Source organism: Pseudomonas koreensis, from assembly GCF_012986595.1.
GTDB lineage: Bacteria > Pseudomonadota > Gammaproteobacteria > Pseudomonadales > Pseudomonadaceae > Aquipseudomonas > Aquipseudomonas koreensis.
On the sequence record NZ_JAAQYM010000004.1, the window covers coordinates 243755 to 263189 of the forward strand.

The window sequence follows — 19435 nt, forward strand, 5'->3', positions numbered from 1 at the left end:
TGGTTCTGGCTTAGTGGATTGGATGAAGCAACATGCGATTAGTCATTACCCTCGCTGCGATGCTGGTGCTCGCCGGTTGCGCGGGGCAGCGCAGTCAGGAGCCGGCGCCGCGTGCGCCCGCCGAAGTGAAAGCCGAGATCGTGCGGTTGATGCCGGCAAAAGTGCCTGACCGCCAAGGCTGGGCCACCGACATCTACGCCGCGTTCGCCGCGCAGGGCATCAGCCCGACCACGCAAAACCTGTGTTCGGTGCTGGCCGTTGCCGAGCAGGAATCGACGTTTCAGGTAGACCCGACCGTGCCGGGCCTGGGCAAGATTGCCCGCGACGAAATCGACCGCCGCGCCGGCAAGGCCCACATCCCGGGGATGCTGGTCAGCGCCGCCCTGGCCGTGCGTTCGCCCAGCGGCAAAAGCTACAGTGAACGCCTGAACGCGGCGCGCAGCGAGAAAGAACTCAGCGCGATTTTCGATGACTTCATCGGCATGGTACCGATGGGCCGCACGCTGTTCGGCGGCTTCAATCCGGTGCACACCGCCGGGCCGATGCAGGTCAGCATCGAATTTGCCGAGCAGCACGCCAAGGACTACCCGTACCCGGTCAACGGCACGATCCGCCACGAAGTGTTCACCCGCCGTGGCGGCATGTACTTCGGCATCGCCCATTTGCTGGGTTATCCGGTGAGTTACCGCGAGCCGTTGTACCGTTTTGCCGACTTCAATGCCGGTTGGTACGCCAGCCGCAATGCGGCGTTTCAGAACGCGGTCAGCCGTGCTTCGGGCATCCCCTTGGCGCTGGATGGCGACTTGATTCGCTATGACTCGATCATGCCCGGCAGCACCGAACTGGCGGTGCGCACCCTCGGCAAGTCGCTGGGCATGCGCAACCCGACGATTCGCGATCAGTTGGAGAAGGGCAAGACTCTGGACTTCGAAGACACCAAACTCTACCAGCGCGTGTTTGAACTGGCCGAGCAGGCCGAAGGCAAGACCTTGCCCCGTGCAGTGTTGCCGGGGATTGTCCTGCAGAGTCCGAAAATCACCCGCAAGCTGACCACGGCGTGGTTCGCCAAACGGGTGGATGAGCGCTACAAGCGCTGCATGGCCAAAGGCGGTTAAGTCGCCAGTTGAAGGTGGCGGTTACAGCACTTTGACGGCCCGGCCAATCGCCTGAATCGGCCCGGTCGGTTTGCCGATCGGCGAGCCGCCGGCGCCTTCGAGGGTGAGCTCGAACAGCTGATTGGCTTGCAGCGGCGGCAGTTTGTCCAGCGGCACTTCCAGCGCCTGCCCCGGTTTGACCAGCCCCAGCGACACTGGCCCTTGCCAGCCGTCCGCCTTGGTCCAGAACTCCAGAGCCTTGTCCGCCGGCACTTCGACCACGCCCAGCGGGATCAACTGGATCTCGCGTGAATTGCTCGCCTGGATCACCCAGCCTGGCGCCTTGTCCTGCGGGGCGACCAGCACCACCAGATAGCTGGGTTTCGGCGTGGTCTGGGTCAGCAGAATCGAGCCAAGGATCAGCGTCGCGGCCAGTCCGGCGGCGCTCAGCCCGCGCCACAGCGGCAGCAGGTTCCACCATGAGGTGCGCGTCGGCTCAGTTGCTTTACGCGAGAGTCGCTCGACACTGCGTTCGATACGCGGCCACAAGTGCGGCGACGGTTGCTGCGTCCCGGCCAGGTCCGTCAGGTCCAGCAGCCGCCGCTCCCAGGCATCCACCGCCGCTTGCAGTTCCGGCTCGTTGGGCAAGCGCTGCTGCACCGCTTCGCGCTCCGGCGCCGACAGGGTGCCGAGCACGTATTCGCTGGCCAGTTCATCACGTTCCTGCGCCGATTCAGTGGTCATCCCATGCACTCCCGCAGCGCGTTGAGGCTGCGTTTGATCCAGGCTTTGACGGTGCCCAATGGCGTGTCGAGGCGTCTGGCGATCTGCGCGTGGCTGTAGCCGTCGACGTAGGCGTGGAGGATGCAGTGGCGGCGTTCGGGCTCAAGTTGTTCCAGGCAGCGGTGGATGCGTGCGGAATGCGCCGCCGCCTCAAACCCGTCATCGTCGGCGACCGAGTGGTGAGCGTCGTTGAGTGGCGTTTCCCGGCCATGATCACGCAGCAGGTTCAGCGCCAGATGCCGGGTCACGCTGAACATCCAGCCGCGTGCCGAGCCGCGCGTCGGATCGAATCCCGCCGCACCGGCCCAGATCTTGATGAACGCCTCATGAACGATATCCTCCGCCAGCGCCGTGTCGCGCACCAACCGCTTGGCCACACCGAGCAGGCGCGGGCTTTCCTGCACATACAAATCGCGCAGGGCCTGACGCTCGCCGCGGGCACAAGCAGCGAGACGGGCTTCGTAATCGAATTCAGATTCGGGTAAAGGCATGTCGTGCAATTTAGCTTACATTCCGCAAACATCCAGACAACACGATTCCCCTTGTAGGAGTGAGCCTGCTCGCGATGACGGTATTTCAGTGGAGCAGTTGTTGGCTGACACACCGTCATCGCGAGCAGGCTCACTCCTACAGAGGCTTTGTGTTGAGTCGGGAAATCAGTTCGCCGCCCAGAAGATGTAATCCGCCTGGTACTTCACCACTTCCTGCTTGCCCTTGTTCGCCGCGCTGCATTCGCTGCCCGGGGCCACGCCGCCCTTGAGGGCGACACGCTGGATATAACTCACGCCACTCATCGCGCCTTTACCTTCTGCGGGGTTGGCCTTGACCAGTTGATAGGGCAGGTTGCCCGGGCTCGACGGGGCGACCGCCAACTGCGTACCGGTGACTTTCGAACCGTCCTTGGCCTGCCAGGTGGCAGGTGGGCCGAAGTAGGTGCCGACCTGTTTACCACTGCGATCATTGAGCACCGCTTTCGGGCCGACAAATGTCCACTCGGTCTGCCCGGCCGCATTGGGCTTGTCGCGGCACTCATACGTGATCTCGCCGACCCCGGTGGTTTCCAGCGCTACTTTGTGGCCGTCCGGTACCTTGATGGCGTCTGGCAGAGCGCTCTGTGCGAAAGCGCCGGCGGAGGCGGCGAGCAAACCGGTGAAGCAAATCAGCTGTGTGGTGTTCATCAGTGTTTTCTCCGAAAGGGGTAGATCGCTGGCAGCCAACAGTGACTGTTACAGGGACTACCCGTGGCGGAGGTGTTTGGATGCAGTGGCTGAAAAATAAATTTCGAACACACTGATTCCCTTGTAGGAGTGAGCCTGCTCGCGATGGCGTCGTGTCAGTCGGCACTCATGTCACTGGAATACCGCTATCGCGAGCAGGCTCACTCCTACAGGGATTTGTGTCTGCCTTGAGGCCAGAGGCCTTGAGCAGTTCCTGGGTGTAGGGGTGTCTGGGCGCGGCAAAAATCTCCCGCGACGATCCCTGCTCAACCACCTTGCCGTCCTTGATCACCATCAAGTCATGGGCCAGCGCATGCACCACCGCCAGATCATGGCTGATAAACAGATACGTCAGCCCGTGCCTGATCTGCAATTGCCGCAACAGGTCCACCACTTGTTTCTGCACCGTGCGATCGAGCGCCGAGGTCGGTTCATCGAGCAGGATCAATGCCGGTTCCAGCACCAGTGCGCGGGCGATGGAGATGCGCTGGCGTTGTCCGCCGGAAAATTCGTGGGGGTAACGATGGCGGGCTCGCGGATCGAGGCCGACTTCCTCCAGCACCCGAATCACCGCCGCCTCACGTTCGTCGGCGGTGCCGATGCCATGGGTCAGCAAGCCTTCGGCAATGATCTGTTGCACCGACATCCGTGGGCTCAGACTGCCGAACGGGTCCTGAAACACCACCTGAATCTGCCGGCGCAAGGGGCGCATCAAGCGCTGGTTGAGCAAGCTCAGCTGCTTGTTGCCGAAGCGGATATCGCCCTCGGACTCCACCAGGCGCAGGATCGCCTGGCCCAGCGTGGATTTGCCCGAACCGGACTCGCCGACAATGCCCAGGGTCTTGCCGCGTTGCAGGCGGAAGCTGACCCCATCGACGGCCTTGATGTAATCCTGTGAACGGCTGAACAGTGCCTTGGGCAGGGGAAACCAGACCTTCAAATCATCCACTTCCAGCAGGTTGTGCTCGTACGGGCTCGGGACCGGCGCACCGCTGGGTTCCGCCTCGATCAGCAAGCGGCTGTAGGGATGCTGCGGCGAGCGGAACAGCGTCTCGCAATCGGCCTGTTCGACGATTTCGCCGTGACGCATCACGCACACGCGTTGGGCGATGCGCCGGACCAGATTGAGGTCGTGACTGATCAGCAGCATCGACATGCCGAGCCGCTGTTGCAGCTCGATCAGCAGCTCGAGGATTTTCTGCTGCACGGTCACGTCGAGCGCCGTGGTCGGCTCATCGGCGATCAGCAGTTCCGGCTCATTGGCCAGCGCCATCGCAATCATCACCCGTTGCCGCTGGCCGCCGGACAACTGGTGGGGATAGGCTTTCAAGCGCTGCAATGGCTGGCGAATGCCCACCAGTTCAAGCAATTCCAACGTGCGCTCACGGGCGGCGCGGCCCTTGAGGCCCTTGTGAATCTCCAGCACTTCGCTGACCTGTCGTTCCACGGTGTGCAGTGGATTGAGCGAGGTCATCGGCTCCTGGAAGATCATCGCAATCCGGTTGCCGCGCAAACCGCGCAGGTGCTGCTCGCTGGCCTGCAGCAAGTTGACGCCGCCATAGGCAATCGAACCGCTGCTGCTGACGGATTTACCCGGCAACAAACGCAAGATCGAATGCGCCGTGACCGACTTGCCCGAACCGGACTCACCGACCAGCGCCAGACATTCGCCACGACGAATGTCCAGGTTCAAACCGTGCACCACGGCCTGTTCGCCAAAGGCCACGCGCAGGTCGCGGATCTCGATCAAATTTTCTTTCATGTCAGCTCCTCGGATCGAACGCATCTCGGCAAGCCTCACCGATGAACACCAACAAAGACAGAATCAGCGCCAAGGCAAAAAACGCCGTCAGCCCCAGCCACGGCGCCTGCAGATTGCGCTTGGCCTGACCGATCAACTCGCCCAGCGAGGCCGTCCCCGCCGGCATGCCGAAGCCGAGAAAATCCAGCGCTGTGAGGGTGGCGATAGCCCCCGTCAGAATGAACGGCAGGTAGGTCAGGGTGGAGGTCATCGCGTTGGGCAGGATGTGCCGGCGCATCAGCTCACTGTCGGTCAGCCCCAAGGCCCGTGCGGCTTTGACGTATTCCAGATTGCGCCCGCGGAGGAATTCGGCGCGCACCACATCGACCAGTGCCAGCCAGGAAAACAGCGCCATGATCCCCAGCAGCCACCAGAAACTCGGCGAGACAAACCCGGACAGAATGATCAGCAGATACAGCACCGGCAAACCCGACCAGATCTCCAGCAGCCGTTGCCCGAGCAGGTCGACCCAACCGCCGTAATACCCTTGCAACGCCCCGGCAACGATGCCGACCAACGCACTGATGCCGGTGAGGATCAGCGCAAACAGAATCGAAATCCGTGTGCCGAAAATCACCCGCGCCAACACGTCACGCGCCTGATCGTCGGTGCCCAGCCAGTTGCGCGCCGAGGGCGGACTCGGCGCCGGTTCGGCGAGGTCGTAGTTGACCGTGTCGTAACTGAACGGAATCGGCGGAAACAGCATCCAGCCGCCCTGATCCTCGATCAGCCCGTGCACGTAAGCGCTGGCGTAATCCGGCTGGAATGGCAGCTCGCCGCCGAAATCGGTTTCCAGGTATTCGCTGAGGATCGGGAAATACCACGCGCCGTGATAGCGGATCACCAAGGGTTTGTCGTTGGCGATCAGTTCGCCGCCGAGGCAGATCAGGCACAAACCGAGGAACAGCCACAGCGACCAGCGTCCACGGCGATTGGCCTTGAACTGCGCGACACGGCGCTGGCCCAGAGGAGAGAGTGTGAACATCAGGCAGTCCTCGCCGAGAAGTCGATGCGCGGGTCGAGCAGGGTGTAGCAGAGGTCGCCGATCAGCTTGATCAGCAGACCGAACAGGGTGAACAGAAACAGCGCGCCGAACACCACCGGATAGTCCCGCGATACCGCCGCTTCGTAGCTCATGCGCCCGAGGCCGTCGAGGTTGAAGAGGGTTTCGATCAACAGGGAACCGGCGAAAAACACCTCGATCAGCGCCGACGGCACGCCGGCCACCACCAGCAGCATCGCATTGCGAAACACATGGCCATACAGCACGCGGCGTTCGGTCAAGCCTTTGGCTCGCGCGGTGATCACGTATTGGCGGCTGATCTCGTTGAGGAAGCTGTTTTTGGTGAGGATGGTCAGCGTGGCAAAACCGCCGATCACCAGCGCGGTCACCGGCAACACCAGGTGCCAGAGGTAGTCACCGACCTTGGCCAGCGTGCCGAGGCTGTCGAAGTCATCCGACATCAGGCCCTGCACCGGAAACCAGTTGACGTAGCTGCCGCCGGCGAACACCACGATCAGCAGCATCGCAAAGAGAAACGCCGGCATCGCATAGCCGATGATGATCGCCGTGCTGCTCCAGACATCGAAGGCGCTGCCGTGCCTGATCGCTTTGCGAATGCCCAAGGGAATTGAAATCAGGTAAGTGATCAGCGTCGCCCACAGGCCGAGCGACAACGACACCGGCAACTTCTGCAGGATCAGATCGGTGACCTTGGCGCCGCGAAAGAAACTGCTGCCCAGATCCAGCCGGGCGTAGTTTTTCAGCATCAGCCACAGGCGTTCGTGCATCGGTTTGTCAAAGCCGTAGTGGTGTTTGATGTCCTCGATCAGCGCCGGGTCGAGACCACGGCTGCTGCGCCCGGCACCGCCCGTTGCGGCAACTTCGCCACCGCCGCCCATGCTGTGCCCGCCGAAGCCTTGCAGGCGCGCAATGGCTTGTTCCACCGGGCCACCCGGGGCGGCCTGCACGATAAGAAAATTGACCACCAGAATGCACAGCAGCGTGGGGATGATCAGCAGCAGGCGCCTGCCCAGATAACGCAGCATGTCACTGGCCCCCCGCAAGCTGGGTGTGCATCTGTTGCGTGGTCAGCGGCTTGGCCGAGACCTCCCACCAGGTGTTGAGGCCTTCGTCGTACGCCGGTTGCACCGCCGGCATGCCGAAACGGTTCTGATACACCGTTGGCGTGCCTTTGGAGTAGTAGTTGGGAATCATGTAGTAACCCCATTGCAGCACCCGGTCGAGGGCGCGCGCGTAATGCACCATGGCTTGGCGGGTGTCGGCCTTGACCAGCCCGTCGATCAGTTGATCGACCGCCGGGTTGGCCAGCACCATCGAGTTCGAACTGCCGACCTGCGTGGCACTTTGCGAGGCGTACAGGCTGTACAACTCGCGGCCGGGGGAGACGATCGGATCGCCACTGCGCGGGAAACTGGTGACGATCATGTCGTAGTCCCGGGCGTTGAGCCGATTGACGTATTGCGCCGAGTCGATGCGCCGCAGATTCAGAGTGATGCCGATCTGCGCGAGGGTGCGTTTGAACGGCAGCAGCATGCGATCGAAACCGCCCTGACCGTCGAGGAAGGTGAACTCCAGCGGTTCGCCGGCGGCATTGACCAGTCGACTGTGTTGCGGCGTCCAGCCAGCGTCGGCGAGCAGCTTCAGCGCTTGCAGTTGCTTGTCGCGGATGTAGCCGCTGCCATCGGTTTTCGGCGCCTGATAGACCTCGGTGAACACCTCGTCGGGAATCTGCCCGCGCAGCGGTTCGAGGATCTGCAATTCTTCGGCGTCGGGCAGGGCGGTCGCGGCCATTTCACTCTTCGGCCAGAAGCTGTTCTGGCGCACGTAGAAACCGCGCATCATCTGCTTGTTGGTCCACTCGAAATCCCACAGCAGGCTGATCGCCTGACGCACCCGGCGATCCTGGAAAATCGGGTTTTGCAGGTTGAACACGAAGCCCTGCGCCGCCGTCGGTTTGTCCGGGGCGAGGATCGATTGCTGCAGGCGACCGTCACGCAACGCCGGGCTGTCGTAGCCGACCACGTAACCGGATGAGGAAAACTCGCGGTTGTAGTCGAACGCGCCGGCCTGCAGCAGTTGGCGGGCGACGTCGGTGTCGCCGTAGAAATTCACCGTCAGCGTGTCGAAGTTGTACATCCCGCGACTCACCGGCAGGTCCTTGCCCCACCAGTCCGGATCGCGTTCGAAACTGATGCTGCGCCCGGCATCGACCTTGCTCACGCGGTACGGGCCGCTGCCCAGTGGTGGCTCGAAACCGCCGCCGTTGGCGAAATCACGGGTCTTCCACCAGTGCTCGGGCAGTACGCGCATCGTCGCCAGGTCCAGCGCCAGGGTGCGGTTGAGGTTGTTCTTGAAGGTGAAACGCACCTGCCGTGGCCCTTCGATTTCGACGTCCTGCACGTCGGCGTATTGCTGGCGATAACTGAGGCTGCCCTTGGTCATCAGCAGGTTGAAGGTGTAGCGCACGTCTTCGGCGGTGATCGGTGTGCCGTCGGCGAAGCGTGCCTTGGGGTTCAGGGTGAAGCGCACCCACAGCCCTTCGGGATCGCGTTCGATCTGCTGCGCGACCAGAGCGTAGACGGTGTACGGCTCGTCCAGCGAACGGAACGCCAGCGGCGCATACACCCAGTCGTTGACCTGCACCACGGAAATGTCCTGATCGGCATACGGGGTGATGTAGTTGTACTGGCCGATCTCCATCGACGCGCGACTGAGCGAACCGCCCTTGGGCGCGTCGGGATCGACGAAATCGAAATGCTTGAACCCCGCCGGATACTTCGGCGCCTCGCCGTACACGGTCAGCGCATAACTGCCGCCGGCCAGCGCCGAGGTGCCGGTGCACAGCAGCGCGCTGCCGAGCAGCAGAGCGGCCATGTTGCGCATGAAATTCATGAAGTTTTTCCTCTAAGCCCGAAAACTCACTAGCAGCGCTAAAAACTGTGGCGAGGGAGCTTGCTCCCGCCGGGCTGCGAAGCCGCCCCAAAAATCAGACTGACCCTGCAGATTTTTGTGAGTGCTGCGCACTCAAGCGGGAGCAAGCTCCCTCGCCACAAAGGTTTGCATTCACCCGGTTTTACGGTGTTGGTGCCTTAGAAGTGATACGTCATGCGCGCAAACAACGTGCGCCCCAGCGGGTCGGTGTAGCGCGGGTCATAGCCGCTCTGGAAGTTGTAGGCCTGGTTGGTGAACGGCGGGTTGCGGTCGAACATGTTCTTCATCCCGGCATCGACATCCAGCACCTTGTTGAAGGTGTAGCCAGCCGACAGGTCCCACACCGAGTACGACGCCACCCGCGCGTGGGTATCGCGGTCGTAGTCGTTGTAACCGGTGGTGAAGCGGTTGGTCAGCGACGCCCGTGCGGCGCCGAAGGTCCAGCTGCCGGTGAGGTTGTGCTTCCACCGCGCGATCACGCCGTCCCCTTCGAAGTCGCCGACCTTGTCGGTAAACGGGCCTTTGATGGTGCTCTGGAAGTCGTAACTGTCGACGTAGGTGCCTTGCAGCCCCAGGCCGAACTGACCGTACGGCGTGTTCGGGAAGCGATAGTCCAGCGACACATCGACACCGTTGGTTTCGACGATGCCGAGGTTGGCGTTGCCGGTAACGATGTAGTTGAGCGTGCCGTCGGCGTTGCGCACGAAACGATCCGGGTAGGTGCCGGCCTGATCAAACACGGTGGATTCGGGGAACGGCTGGATCTGATTGGAGATGTGAATCCACCAGAAATCCAGGCCCACCGACAGGTTGCTGACCGGCTGATAGACGAAGCCCAGGGTCACGTTGCGCGCTTTCTCCGGGGCCAGATCCTGGTTGCCACCGATCTGATTGAGGAACTGCTGGCCGCAATCGCGTCCGCCGTTGCCGCCCGGTTGCACGACGCCGCCGGTACACAGCACCGGGTCGTTGTAGTAGCCCTGGGTGTAAGTGATGCTGCGCGGCGAATACAGCTCGTACAGGGACGGCGCACGGAAGCCTTCGCTGTACGCGCCGCGCACCACCAGCTCTTTGAGCGGCTGATAGCGGAACGAGTATTTCGGGTTGGTGGTGCTGCCGAAGTCGCTGTATTTGTCGTGGCGCACGGCGGCGGACAGTTCGAGGCTGTCGAGCACTGGCACGTTGATTTCGGCGTACGCGGCTTTCACGCTGCGGTCGCCCTCGACGCTACCGGCCGGGTCGATACCGAGGCTCTGGATGTCGCCGGCAAACTGCTCGAAGTCCTGATGAAATTTCTCTTTGCGGTATTCACCGCCCAGCGCCAGACCGGCAGGGCCGGCACCGAACCAGTCACCGATCTCACGGCTGATCCGACCGTCGAAACCGGCCACACGGCCGACGGCGGTGGTGTAGGCACCGTGGTACATGGCAGCGTCGATGTACTGCTGCCCGGCGGCGGATTGCGGGCCGAACGGGTTGAGCAAACCGCTGGCCAGGCCATTGATCATCGCCTGATCGCTGACATAACCGCTTGTGACGCTGGAGACGATTTTGTTCTGGTTGTACGAGGCGCCGACGTTGTAATCCCAGCCGCCGACCAGACCGTCGAAGCTCAGCAAAAAGCGCTGGCTGGTGTTCTGGTCTTTCGATTCACGCGGGCCGGCGGCGGTTTCGCGCCAGTTGACGTCGACCGGTTGCGTCGGGTCGAGGGCGAAGCCGGTCGGGCCGGGCGTGATGCCGTTGCCGGGGTAGTAGGGCGACGAGGAATCCAGGCTCAGGCCGGTCAATGGCGCCGGGCCGACAGCGGTGGCGTTGTTGTTGCGTGACCAGAAGTATTCGAGGTTGACGTTGTGGTCATCCGCCAGCTTGCCGGTGGTCTTGCCGAAGAACGAAGTCTTTTCGGTTTGCGGAATCAGGTCGATGTATTCGCGGGTGCTGAAACGGCACAAGCCGTCGCGCGCCACCAGGTTGGGGCCGTTGCAATTGCTGTTGGCCAACGGGTTGGTGGCGTTGCCGTTCTGGCTGTAGTTGCCGGGGAATGCGGTGCCGGAGGTCTGGTCCAGACCTCGGCCGGGCACATAGTCGCGGGCGAACGAGCGGTCGTTGGCGTCGAGGTTCTGCTGCTTGTTGTAGTTGAACACGCCGAGCACGTTGAAGCGGTCCTGTTCCAGGTCGCCGTAGCCCCAACTGGCGCTCATGTCCTTGGTAGCGCCACCGCCGCTGTGGGTCGGGGTTTCGCCGCCGAACGTGAGCTGGCCGTCGGTCAGGGATTTCTTGGTGATGAAGTTGATCACGCCGCCGATGGCGTCGGTGCCGTACAGGGCCGAGGCGCCGTCACGCAGGACTTCCACGCGCTCGATGGCGGCAAACGGGATCATGTTCAGATCCACCGCGCCGCCGGCCGAGTTGGTGCCGGACAGGGCGTTGTTGGCCAGTCGTCGACCGTTGAGCAGCACCAGTGTCTTGTTCGCGCCGATGCCGCGCATGTCGGCAAACGAAGCGCCACCGGTGGCGGCGCCGACCGAGCCGGCGCTGTTGTTGATCGACTGGCTGCCGGTGATCCGCTGCACCAGTTCGGCGGTGGTGGTCACGCCCTGTTTGCGCAGTTCATCGGCCTTGAGAATGGTGATCGGCACCGCCGTCTCGGCATCGACCCGGCGAATCGCCGAACCGGTCACTTCCACCCGTTGCAGTTGCGTGGTCGGCGCGACCACCGCGGTCGCTGCCGGCACGGCCGCGTTGTCATCCTCGGCGGCGTGCACGGACCCGGCGCCCATCCCCATGGCCACCAGGTACAACGGAACAAAACGGTGACGAGAAATCGTGGCCACCAAAGGTTTGAGCGTAAAGCGTGGAGTGTTCATCAGCATGGTTGTTTCCGACTTGTCAGACGTTATCGAAATGGCCTTGTGAGCCCTCATTGCGCAGGTCACGGGGGTGCCGCGCCGCGAAAAACCACTTTCTTCAAGCAAGCCGATCCCCTCCGAAGACGCACTGCGTTTTTTCGGTCGGCTGATTGCGACGGGATGCTTCAGCGGTGTCGGGCGCGTTTCTCAGTGCGCGCCCGACACCGCACTCAGTGGGTGGTCATCACCGAGATCTTGCTGATGCCCGAGCGTTCGATGGACGCCATGGCCTTGGCCACCTGGCCGTAGTTGACGTTGGCGTCGGCCTGCAGTTGCACGCGCACCTCGCTGTCCTTGGCCTTGACCTCCTTGAGGCTGGCTTCCAGCGATTCCGGCGCCAGTTCGGTTTTCGCCAGATAGAACTTGCCGTCCTGATCGACGCTGACCACCACCGGGTCTTTCTTCTCGGCGGGGGCGGCGGCGTCGGTTTTCGGCAGGTTGACCTTGATCGCGTTGGTCATCAGCGGCGCGGTGACGATGAACACCACCAGCAGCACCAACATCACGTCCACCAGCGGCGTGACGTTCATTTCGCTGAGCACTTCATCGCTGTCTTGAGTGGAGAACGACATCAGCTGGCCTCCCGCACGGCGGCCGTGGTTTTGCTGGCGATGGCCTGACGGCTGATGGAAAACGCGCTGCGCGAGGCGAGGGCGTCGAAGTCGTGGGCGAAGTCATCCATGTCCGCCGAGGCCAGTTTCAAACGGCGCAGGAAGAAGTTGTAAATCAGCACCGCCGGCACCGCGACGGCGATGCCCACGCCGGTGGCGATCAGTGCGTGACCGATCGGGCCGGCGACCGCTTCAAGGCTGGCCGAACCGGTTTCGCCGATGCTTTGCAGAGCTTCCATGATCCCCCACACGGTGCCGAACAGACCAATGAACGGCGCGGTGCTGCCGATACTGGCGAGGATCGCCTGGCCGTTTTCCAGGGAGCGGCGTTCTTTCTGGATCTGCTGGCGCAGGTTGCGTTCCAGGCGATCCGAACGGTTGATGGTGTGCGCCAGTTGCTGTGTGGTCTTTGGGGTTTCCTCCACCAGCAAGGCTTCGAAACCGCTGCTGGCGATACGGGCCAGCGAGCCCGGGTACTGGCTGGCATGTTCGGCGGCGGTGAGCAGGTCCGGCGCGCCCCAGAAGGCTTTGCTGAACTGTTTGTTCTGGGCTTTCTGGCGCAGGTATTGCGCCGACTTGACCAGCAGGATCGCCCAGCTGACCACGGAAAACAGCACCAGGCCCCAGAGCACACCGGGGACAATCATCGAAGACAGTGAAGGGTTCATGGCTACACCTCGCTTGCATTAAGTCGGTTGTGAGTTCGTTGGGTTGTGCCGTTATTGCGGCAATTTGAAATCGATGGTCTGGGTGGCGAAGCCGTCAATCGGCGTGTCACCGCGTTTGGCCGGAATGAACTTCCAGTTCTTCACGGCCGCGACGGCTGCGTCATCCAGTTGCGGCTTGCCGCTGGACTTGGTCACGGTCACCGAACCGGCGCGACCGTTGGCCAACACCTGAATCCGCAGGACCACGCTGCCTTCCCAATTGCGTCGAAGGGCCAGCGACGGGTATTCCGGCGGTGGGTTGCCAAGGCTGGCGAGGCCGGAAATCGCTGCCGATTCCTTGACCGGACCGGGCGCGGCCGCCGGGGCCGATGGCGCGCTCGGTGTGGCCGGTGCAGCGGGAGCGGCCGGTGGTGCCGGGGCGGGCGGGGCTTTCGGCGGCTCGACCTTTTTCACCGGTTTCGGCTTCTCGACCGGTTTCGGTTTTTCGATCGGCTTGGGTTTCTCCACCGGTTTCGGCGGTGGCTTGACCGCGTCTTCGTCTTCCACCGGCTGTTCCGGTTCGGGCGGTGGTGGCGGTGGGGGCGGCGGCTCCGGCGTGGGCGGTGCCGGCGGCGTCGGGCTGCTCAGCTCGACGGTCATTTCCGGAATCTGCGGCGGGGTCGGCAGGGGTTCGGGCCGGGTCTGCTGGAGAAACCACCAGGCGCCGCCGTGTATCAGCGCCGACACCGCCACCAGTAACAGCATTTGCTGTTTGTTCAACCCGCCGGGTTGTGAGGTATTGGCTATGAAAGCCGGCCTGCCCGGCGGCGGGGTTGACGCTTCCCGCAACGGCCCCGGCAGGGGTCTGTGCTTTACCGCATCGTTCATTAAAGCTCCCTCGGGTTGATGAAGGGCAATAAGGTGCCGTCCGAACATTTGGGTGATGTTCGAGTGGGTGGGTGCAACTTTCTTTTGGGTGTACGCAAGCCGATAGTTGAACTATCTATTGAACTGGCTTGGGCAAACTTACTGGCTTAACGCCATCGACTTCGTGTGTTCATTACCCATTCCCTGGTTGTTCTTGTGCTTTATGTAGGAGCTGCCGCAGGCTGCGATCTTTTGATCTTAAAAGCAAAAAACATCCGATTGCGGCCCGAGCCTTCGGCAGCCCCTGCATATGTTGTATTCGCAGTTCAATTTGCAACCGCTGTGCCAAATATTGCTGAAATGTAGAGCGGTTATTTCACGGCTGTTACCCATGTCGCATTTATATAAGTTTTATTGGCCGGCCGAGTTTTCTTTAGTGCAGGACTGTCCACAGCCTCGAACGCCGGGGCTTTTTTACAGGCGAGTCAGGCTTGGCGCTGTATCGGGCGGATTAGCCAGATAGAGCGGCTGAACTCGGATCTGCCGGGGCACTTGATGGTGCATGGCGGACTGATTTGGTGCGGGTCAATGAATTAGCGGGTCACAGTCTGTATTCCTTGTTCTTGTTCAATTGAAATCAATGTTTTAACGGTTGGTTAGTTGTAGTCAGTAGAGCGCTTTTGGTGCAATTACAAATAGCCTGAAGTTATTGTTCGACAATCTCGCTATCGATCACCAATGTGTTGGTTGCGCAATAACTTCATGGGTTGTATTTAAAAAATAAATAGTGCGCCGTCGCAGGCGCAGTCAATGCGCCAAACGCAGTGCGTGACTGTCGAGTTCAGGTAATAAGATAAATGTATTGAAGGACGGGACTGTTCCGGCGAACTGGGCTTTGCGCCGATGGATACCCACGGGATGTGATGCGGCAGAACGATTGAAGATTCACGCAGTGACCTCCTTGTTGCCAGCTCGGATACGCGAACTTTTGGTTCGGTATCGCACCTTACAAGAACGCGGATAGCGTTCGATGATTGCTCTTGGTGCGTGATGGGCACCGCCAGCGCTGTTTTGCGAGGTTTGAATTCGCAAGTCGCGATTGCATGGGAAAAACGTGCCAAAGCGGATACAACCGCTATAAATAGGGCTACACCAGACCTGTCGAAATCGAGGAGGGGGCATGTATCAACTTTACGGACATCGCAATTCGGGTGCTGCAGCCATCGAAGCGGCGCTGGAGTTGTGCCAGATCGCCTATCGCTTCATCGATATCGAAGCCTCGAACGAGGCCGCCGAAGCGCTGGCGCGGCTCAATCCGCTGAAGCAGGTGCCAACCCTGCAATTGCCCGATGGCAGCGCGATCACCGAGAGCGTGGCGATTCTGATTCACCTGGGCCTGAGCTTTCCCGAGTCTGGCCTGTTGCCGGCCAAGGCCGGTGATCGCGATCAGGCTATTCGCGGCATGGTCTACATCGCCAGCAATTGCTACGCGGCCATCGGCGTCATCGATTACCCCGAGCGCTGGCTGGTGATGCCTGACGAAGCCTCGCGGCAGAACCTGATTGGTGGCGCCCGCGAGCGCTTGCACTGGAGTTGGGAAGTGTTTGCCGACCAGTTTTCCGCCGAGCTGTACCTGGACGACGAGACGCCCGGAGCACTGGACGTGCTGGCGGCGGTGGTGACGCGCTGGGCGGGGAGCCGCGAGCATCTGCGTCAGACGCGCCCGGGCTTCTATGCGTGGTTGCAGCGGATTGACCGGCACCCGGTGCTGGCGCCGGTGTTTGCCCGGCATTGGCCTTCCTGAACACACCGCAAAACCCATTGTAGGAGTGAGCCTTGTGGTGAGGGGATTTATCCCCGACGGACTGCGTAGCGGTCCCAGCTTTTTTTGGGGGTGCTACGCGCCCCATCGGGGATGAATCCCCTCACCACAGGGCTTACTCCTGAAAGAGGGAAGGATTCATTCCCCGCGAATGTACTGCTCCAGCTGCTTGATCAGCTCCGCCTGTTCGGCAATCGCCTCTTTCACCAGGTCGCCGATCGACAGCAGGCCGATCAGCTTGCCGTTCTCCACCACCGGCAAGTGGCGCAGGCGTTTGTCGGACATGATGCCCAGGCAGGTGTCGACGGTCTGGTGGGTGTCCACGGTGATGACATCCTTGACCATGATGTCGCGCACCGGCGTGCCGACCGAAGAGCGCCCGTGCAGTACCAGTTTGCGCGCGTAATCCCGCTCACTGATGATGCCGACCACTTTGTCGTCTTCGACCACCAGCAAGGCGCCGACGTTTTTCTCGGCCATCTTCATCAGTGCTTCGAGCACCATGTGATCAGGCTTGATCTGGTGCACTTCCTGATTTTTCTGATCTTTGAGCTTGAGCAGTTGGGCGACGGTCTTCATGGCGGTTACTCAGGTGTTGTCGTTGTTCCAAGCATCGTAGACGCTGGCGCGCAGGGCAAGGTGGCAAAGCGGCAGATAGCACGCAAAAAACGTCATTTGCCGGTTTTTTCTGGTTCACGCTCCAACCTGTTGTAAGGAAATTTTTGTGGTGAGGGGATTTATCCCCGATGGCCTACGCAGTAGGCCCAGTATCAGACCGCTGGGGTTGCCTGATACACCGTGTCGGGTGGTTTTGGGCCTGCTGCGCAGGCCATCGGGGATAAATCCCCTCGCCACAGTGGATGGAGTTATCTCGGAGGATGCCGCGTAGAATGCCCCTCTGTTTCAATTCCTGAGGTTGCAGTGGTGGATTTACAGCAGGGCTTCGTCCTGACCCGGCATTGGCGCGATACCCCGGCCGGCACCGAAGTCGAGTTCTGGCTGGCGACCGATGCCGGGCCGCGTCGTGTGTGCCTGGCGCCGCAGACGTCGGTGGCGTTTATCCCCGCCGCCCAGCGCGAGGCGGCCGAGCGCCTGCTGCACGACGAAAAGAACGTCGAACTGCGCCCGCTGGCCCTGCAGGATTTCGAGCATCGCCCGGTGCTCGGGCTGTATTGCCAGCAACACGGCCAGTTGATGCGCCTGGAAACCGCACTCAACCGCGCCGGTGTCGACGTTTACGAAGCCGACGTGCGCCCGCCGGAGCGCTACCTCATGGAGCGGTTCATCACCGCGCCGGTGCTGTTCGGCGGCAGCCCCGATGCCGACGGCGTCTTGCGCAACGCCCAGCTCAAACCGGATCCCCAATACCGTCCCAAGCTGCGCCTGGTCTCGCTCGACATCGAAACCACCGAAACTGGCGAGCTGTATTCGATTGCGCTGGAAGGCTGCGGCCAGCGTCAGGTGTACATGCTCGGCGCGCCCAACGGTGACGCGAGCCTCGTCGACTTTGATCTGGAATATTGCGATTCGCGCACCCTTATCCTGAAGAAACTCAACGACTGGTTCGCCCTGCATGACCCCGATGCGATCATCGGCTGGAACGTCGTCCAGTTCGACCTGCGCATCCTCCACGAACACGCGCGGCGCCTCGGGGTGCCGCTGAAAATCGGCCGTGGCGGCGAGGAAATGCAGTGGCGCGAACATGGCAGCCGCACCCATTACTTTGCCTCGGCGGCGGGGCGGCTGATCATCGACGGCATCGAGTCGCTGCGCTCGGCGACCTGGAGTTTCCCTTCGTTCAGCCTGGAAAACGTCGCCCAGACCCTGCTCGGCGAGGGCAAGTCGATCGACAACCCGTACCAGCGCATGGACGAAATCAACCGCATGTTCGCCGAGGACAAACCGGCGCTGGCCAAGTACAACCTCAAGGACTGCGAACTGGTCACGCGGATTTTCGCCAAGACCGAGCTGCTGACGTTTTTGCTTGAACGCGCCAGCGTCACCGGGCTGCCGGCGGATCGCAGCGGTGGCTCGGTGGCGGCGTTCACTCACCTTTACATGCCGTTGATGCACCGCCAGGGTTTTGTGGCGCCGAATCTGGGCACCAACCCGCCGCAGGCCAGCCCGGGCGGCTTCGTCATGGATTCGCAGCCGGGGCTGTACGAGTCGGTGCTGGTGCTCGACTACAAAAGCCTGTATCCGTCGATCATCCGCACCTTTCTGATCGACCCGGTGGGGCTGATCGAAGGCCTGCAGCACCCGGACGATGCCGATTCGGTGCCGGGCTTTCGCGGTGCGCGTTTCTCGCGCACCCGGCATTGCCTGCCGTCAATTGTCGCGCGGGTCGCCGAAGGCCGCGAGACCGCCAAGCGCGAGCACAACGCGCCACTGTCGCAGGCCCTGAAAATCATCATGAACGCCTTCTATGGCGTGCTCGGTTCCAGCGGTTGCCGGTTTTTCGATACGCGCCTGGCCTCGTCGATCACCTTGCGCGGCCACGAGATCATGCTGCGTACGCGCCAGCTCATCGAAGAACAGGGCCATGCGGTGATCTACGGCGACACCGACTCGACCTTCGTCTGGCTGCGCCGACCTCACGGGCAGGAGGAAGCGGCGCAGATCGGTCAGGCGCTGGTCAGGCACGTCAACGACTGGTGGCGCGAGCATGTACGCGACGAGTACGGCCTGCAAAGCGCCCTCGAATTGCAGTATGAAACCCACTACAAACGCTTTTTGATGCCGACCATTCGCGGTGCGGAAGAGGGCAGCAAAAAGCGCTACGCCGGTCTGGTGACGCGCGCCGACGGCAGCGAAGAAATGGTCTACAAGGGCCTGGAAACCGTGCGCACCGACTGGTCGCTGCTGGCCCGGCAGTTCCAGCAGGAGCTCTACGAGCGGATCTTCCAGCGCAAGCCGTATCAGGACTACGTGCGCGACTATGTGCGCAAGACCCTGGCCGGCGAATTCGATGAGCGCCTGGTCTATCGCAAGCGCCTGCGCCGCACCCTCGATGACTACGAACGCAACGTGCCGCCGCATGTTCGCGCCGCGCGGCTGGCCGACGATTACAACGCGCAGCACGGTCGCCCGCGGCAGTACCAGAACGGTGGCTGGATCAGTTACGTGATCACCCTGGCCGGGCCGGAACCGCTGGAAGTGCGCCGCGCCGCCATCGATTACGACCACTACATCAGCCGCCAGCTGCAACCGGTGGCCGACGCGATCCTGCCGTTCGTCGACGACGATTTCTCAACCCTGATCGGGGGGCAACTGGGCCTGTTTTGAGTCCAGCAGTTGCAGGGTCCATTCGTCGAGGATGCCGTGGAAGTAACGCTCCAGTGCCTGATTGAACAGACTGTCCTCGGCGCCAAACTGGGCAAACAGGGTCATCGAGGAGTGGAATTTCAGGTCATCGGGGTGGCCGAAAATCTCGGCAATCGAGCGTTGACGGATGTTCAGCACCAACTGCGTGCAGCTGCGCAGTCGCGCGCCGAGCAGGTCGTGAGCCAGATAGGCCCGCGCCTCCTCGGCAGACTGAATGGCGAAGCGCCGCGACATCTCGCTGCCACCCAGCCCGGCGAACTGCGGGAACACAAACCACATCCAGTGGCTGCGCTTGCGCCCCTCGTCGAGCTCACGCTGGACCCGTTCGAACACCGGGTCCTGGGCCTGGACGAAACGCTGCAGATTGAACGGGTCGTACTGATCAGTGCTTCTCATGACGAAGCCCTC

At 61.9% G+C, this 19435-nt stretch carries 16 protein-coding genes; 3 read left to right on the forward strand and 13 right to left on the reverse strand.

Annotated features, from left to right (window positions below; all coding sequences use genetic code 11):
• Nucleotides 1–32 precede the first annotated feature (32 nt).
• Complete coding sequence (locus tag HBN98_RS14040; RefSeq protein ID WP_083366392.1) at nucleotides 33–1115, forward strand: DUF1615 domain-containing protein; 1083 nt, start codon at nucleotides 33–35, stop codon at nucleotides 1113–1115.
• A gap of 21 nt (nucleotides 1116–1136) precedes the next feature.
• Here the strand turns inward: HBN98_RS14040 and HBN98_RS14045 are convergent, their stop codons facing one another.
• The 11 genes from HBN98_RS14045 to HBN98_RS14095 all read right to left on the reverse strand — a co-directional run bounded on the left by HBN98_RS14045 (nucleotide 1137) and on the right by HBN98_RS14095 (nucleotide 13902).
• Entirely contained in the window at nucleotides 1137–1838 is a 702-nt protein-coding gene (locus HBN98_RS14045) for an anti-sigma factor (protein WP_083366391.1), read from the reverse strand.
• On the reverse strand, nucleotides 1835–2368 hold the full coding sequence (locus tag HBN98_RS14050) for a sigma-70 family RNA polymerase sigma factor (RefSeq protein WP_083366390.1): 534 nt from the start codon (nucleotides 2366–2368) through the stop codon (nucleotides 1835–1837). Before HBN98_RS14050 ends, HBN98_RS14045 begins: the two co-directional genes overlap by 4 nt.
• Nucleotides 2369–2533: 165 nt before the next feature.
• Nucleotides 2534–3055 carry a DUF3455 domain-containing protein gene (locus HBN98_RS14055; RefSeq protein WP_064586881.1) on the reverse strand — a complete coding sequence of 174 codons (522 nt, stop codon included), beginning with the start codon at nucleotides 3053–3055 and terminating at the stop codon, nucleotides 2534–2536.
• 166 nt (nucleotides 3056–3221) lie between these two features.
• Nucleotides 3222–4856 (reverse strand): ABC transporter ATP-binding protein, encoded by a 1635-nt coding sequence (locus HBN98_RS14060; RefSeq protein WP_083366389.1) that lies wholly within the window; start codon nucleotides 4854–4856, stop codon nucleotides 3222–3224.
• Between the two features lies 1 nt (nucleotide 4857).
• Entirely contained in the window at nucleotides 4858–5880 is a 1023-nt protein-coding gene (locus HBN98_RS14065) for an ABC transporter permease (RefSeq protein ID WP_083366388.1), read from the reverse strand.
• On the reverse strand, nucleotides 5880–6944 hold the full coding sequence (locus tag HBN98_RS14070) for a microcin C ABC transporter permease YejB (RefSeq protein ID WP_064586884.1): 1065 nt from the start codon (nucleotides 6942–6944) through the stop codon (nucleotides 5880–5882). Before HBN98_RS14070 ends, HBN98_RS14065 begins: the two co-directional genes overlap by 1 nt.
• A 1-nt stretch (nucleotide 6945) precedes the next feature.
• Complete coding sequence (locus HBN98_RS14075; RefSeq protein ID WP_083366387.1) at nucleotides 6946–8811, reverse strand: extracellular solute-binding protein; 1866 nt, start codon at nucleotides 8809–8811, stop codon at nucleotides 6946–6948.
• A 197-nt stretch (nucleotides 8812–9008) separates the two neighbouring features.
• Nucleotides 9009–11720: a TonB-dependent receptor gene (locus HBN98_RS14080; RefSeq protein ID WP_083366386.1), complete on the reverse strand. Its 2712-nt coding sequence runs from the start codon at nucleotides 11718–11720 to the stop codon at nucleotides 9009–9011.
• A gap of 206 nt (nucleotides 11721–11926) precedes the next feature.
• Nucleotides 11927–12328: an ExbD/TolR family protein gene (locus HBN98_RS14085; protein ID WP_083366385.1), complete on the reverse strand. Its 402-nt coding sequence runs from the start codon at nucleotides 12326–12328 to the stop codon at nucleotides 11927–11929.
• Nucleotides 12328–13035: a MotA/TolQ/ExbB proton channel family protein gene (locus HBN98_RS14090; RefSeq protein WP_064586888.1), complete on the reverse strand. Its 708-nt coding sequence runs from the start codon at nucleotides 13033–13035 to the stop codon at nucleotides 12328–12330. The genes HBN98_RS14085 and HBN98_RS14090 overlap by 1 nt, the downstream gene beginning before the upstream one ends.
• A gap of 51 nt (nucleotides 13036–13086) precedes the next feature.
• Nucleotides 13087–13902: an energy transducer TonB gene (locus HBN98_RS14095; protein WP_064586889.1), complete on the reverse strand. Its 816-nt coding sequence runs from the start codon at nucleotides 13900–13902 to the stop codon at nucleotides 13087–13089.
• A gap of 1159 nt (nucleotides 13903–15061) precedes the next feature.
• On the opposite strand from HBN98_RS14095, the gene HBN98_RS14100 reads away from it, so the two are divergent.
• Entirely contained in the window at nucleotides 15062–15685 is a 624-nt protein-coding gene (locus HBN98_RS14100) for a glutathione S-transferase N-terminal domain-containing protein (protein ID WP_083366384.1), read from the forward strand.
• Between the two features lie 156 nt (nucleotides 15686–15841).
• Here HBN98_RS14100 and HBN98_RS14105 read toward each other — a convergent pair whose 3' ends face one another.
• The gene (locus HBN98_RS14105; protein WP_064586891.1) at nucleotides 15842–16282 is read right to left on the reverse strand and encodes a CBS domain-containing protein; all 441 of its coding nucleotides are present in this window, start codon (nucleotides 16280–16282) and stop codon (nucleotides 15842–15844) included.
• A 345-nt stretch (nucleotides 16283–16627) separates the two neighbouring features.
• Between HBN98_RS14105 and HBN98_RS14110 the strand changes: the two genes are divergently transcribed.
• Nucleotides 16628–18988 (forward strand): DNA polymerase II, encoded by a 2361-nt coding sequence (locus HBN98_RS14110; RefSeq protein WP_162276284.1) that lies wholly within the window; start codon nucleotides 16628–16630, stop codon nucleotides 18986–18988.
• Here the strand turns inward: HBN98_RS14110 and HBN98_RS14115 are convergent.
• Nucleotides 18953–19423: a DUF1810 domain-containing protein gene (locus HBN98_RS14115; RefSeq protein ID WP_083366382.1), complete on the reverse strand. Its 471-nt coding sequence runs from the start codon at nucleotides 19421–19423 to the stop codon at nucleotides 18953–18955. The two genes, HBN98_RS14110 and HBN98_RS14115, sit on opposite strands and share 36 nt — an antisense overlap.
• Between the last annotated feature and the right edge of the window lie 12 nt (nucleotides 19424–19435).

What these genes read in the sequence shown, in the direction of transcription:
- HBN98_RS14040 (WP_083366392.1), top strand. Translation starts at nt 33, where the DNA reads ATGCGATTAGTCATTACCCTCGCTGCGATGCTGGTGCTCGCCGGTTGC.
- HBN98_RS14045 (WP_083366391.1), bottom strand. Translation starts at nt 1,838, where the DNA reads ATGACCACTGAATCGGCGCAGGAACGTGATGAACTGGCCAGCGAATAC.
- HBN98_RS14050 (WP_083366390.1), bottom strand. Translation starts at nt 2,368, where the DNA reads ATGCCTTTACCCGAATCTGAATTCGATTACGAAGCCCGTCTCGCTGCT.
- HBN98_RS14055 (WP_064586881.1), bottom strand. Translation starts at nt 3,055, where the DNA reads ATGAACACCACACAGCTGATTTGCTTCACCGGTTTGCTCGCCGCCTCC.
- HBN98_RS14060 (WP_083366389.1), bottom strand. Translation starts at nt 4,856, where the DNA reads ATGAAAGAAAATTTGATCGAGATCCGCGACCTGCGCGTGGCCTTTGGC.
- HBN98_RS14065 (WP_083366388.1), bottom strand. Translation starts at nt 5,880, where the DNA reads ATGTTCACACTCTCTCCTCTGGGCCAGCGCCGTGTCGCGCAGTTCAAG.
- HBN98_RS14070 (WP_064586884.1), bottom strand. Translation starts at nt 6,944, where the DNA reads ATGCTGCGTTATCTGGGCAGGCGCCTGCTGCTGATCATCCCCACGCTG.
- HBN98_RS14075 (WP_083366387.1), bottom strand. Translation starts at nt 8,811, where the DNA reads ATGAATTTCATGCGCAACATGGCCGCTCTGCTGCTCGGCAGCGCGCTG.
- HBN98_RS14080 (WP_083366386.1), bottom strand. Translation starts at nt 11,720, where the DNA reads ATGCTGATGAACACTCCACGCTTTACGCTCAAACCTTTGGTGGCCACG.
- HBN98_RS14085 (WP_083366385.1), bottom strand. Translation starts at nt 12,328, where the DNA reads ATGTCGTTCTCCACTCAAGACAGCGATGAAGTGCTCAGCGAAATGAAC.
- HBN98_RS14090 (WP_064586888.1), bottom strand. Translation starts at nt 13,035, where the DNA reads ATGAACCCTTCACTGTCTTCGATGATTGTCCCCGGTGTGCTCTGGGGC.
- HBN98_RS14095 (WP_064586889.1), bottom strand. Translation starts at nt 13,902, where the DNA reads ATGAACGATGCGGTAAAGCACAGACCCCTGCCGGGGCCGTTGCGGGAA.
- HBN98_RS14100 (WP_083366384.1), top strand. Translation starts at nt 15,062, where the DNA reads ATGTATCAACTTTACGGACATCGCAATTCGGGTGCTGCAGCCATCGAA.
- HBN98_RS14105 (WP_064586891.1), bottom strand. Translation starts at nt 16,282, where the DNA reads ATGAAGACCGTCGCCCAACTGCTCAAGCTCAAAGATCAGAAAAATCAG.
- HBN98_RS14115 (WP_083366382.1), bottom strand. Translation starts at nt 19,423, where the DNA reads ATGAGAAGCACTGATCAGTACGACCCGTTCAATCTGCAGCGTTTCGTC.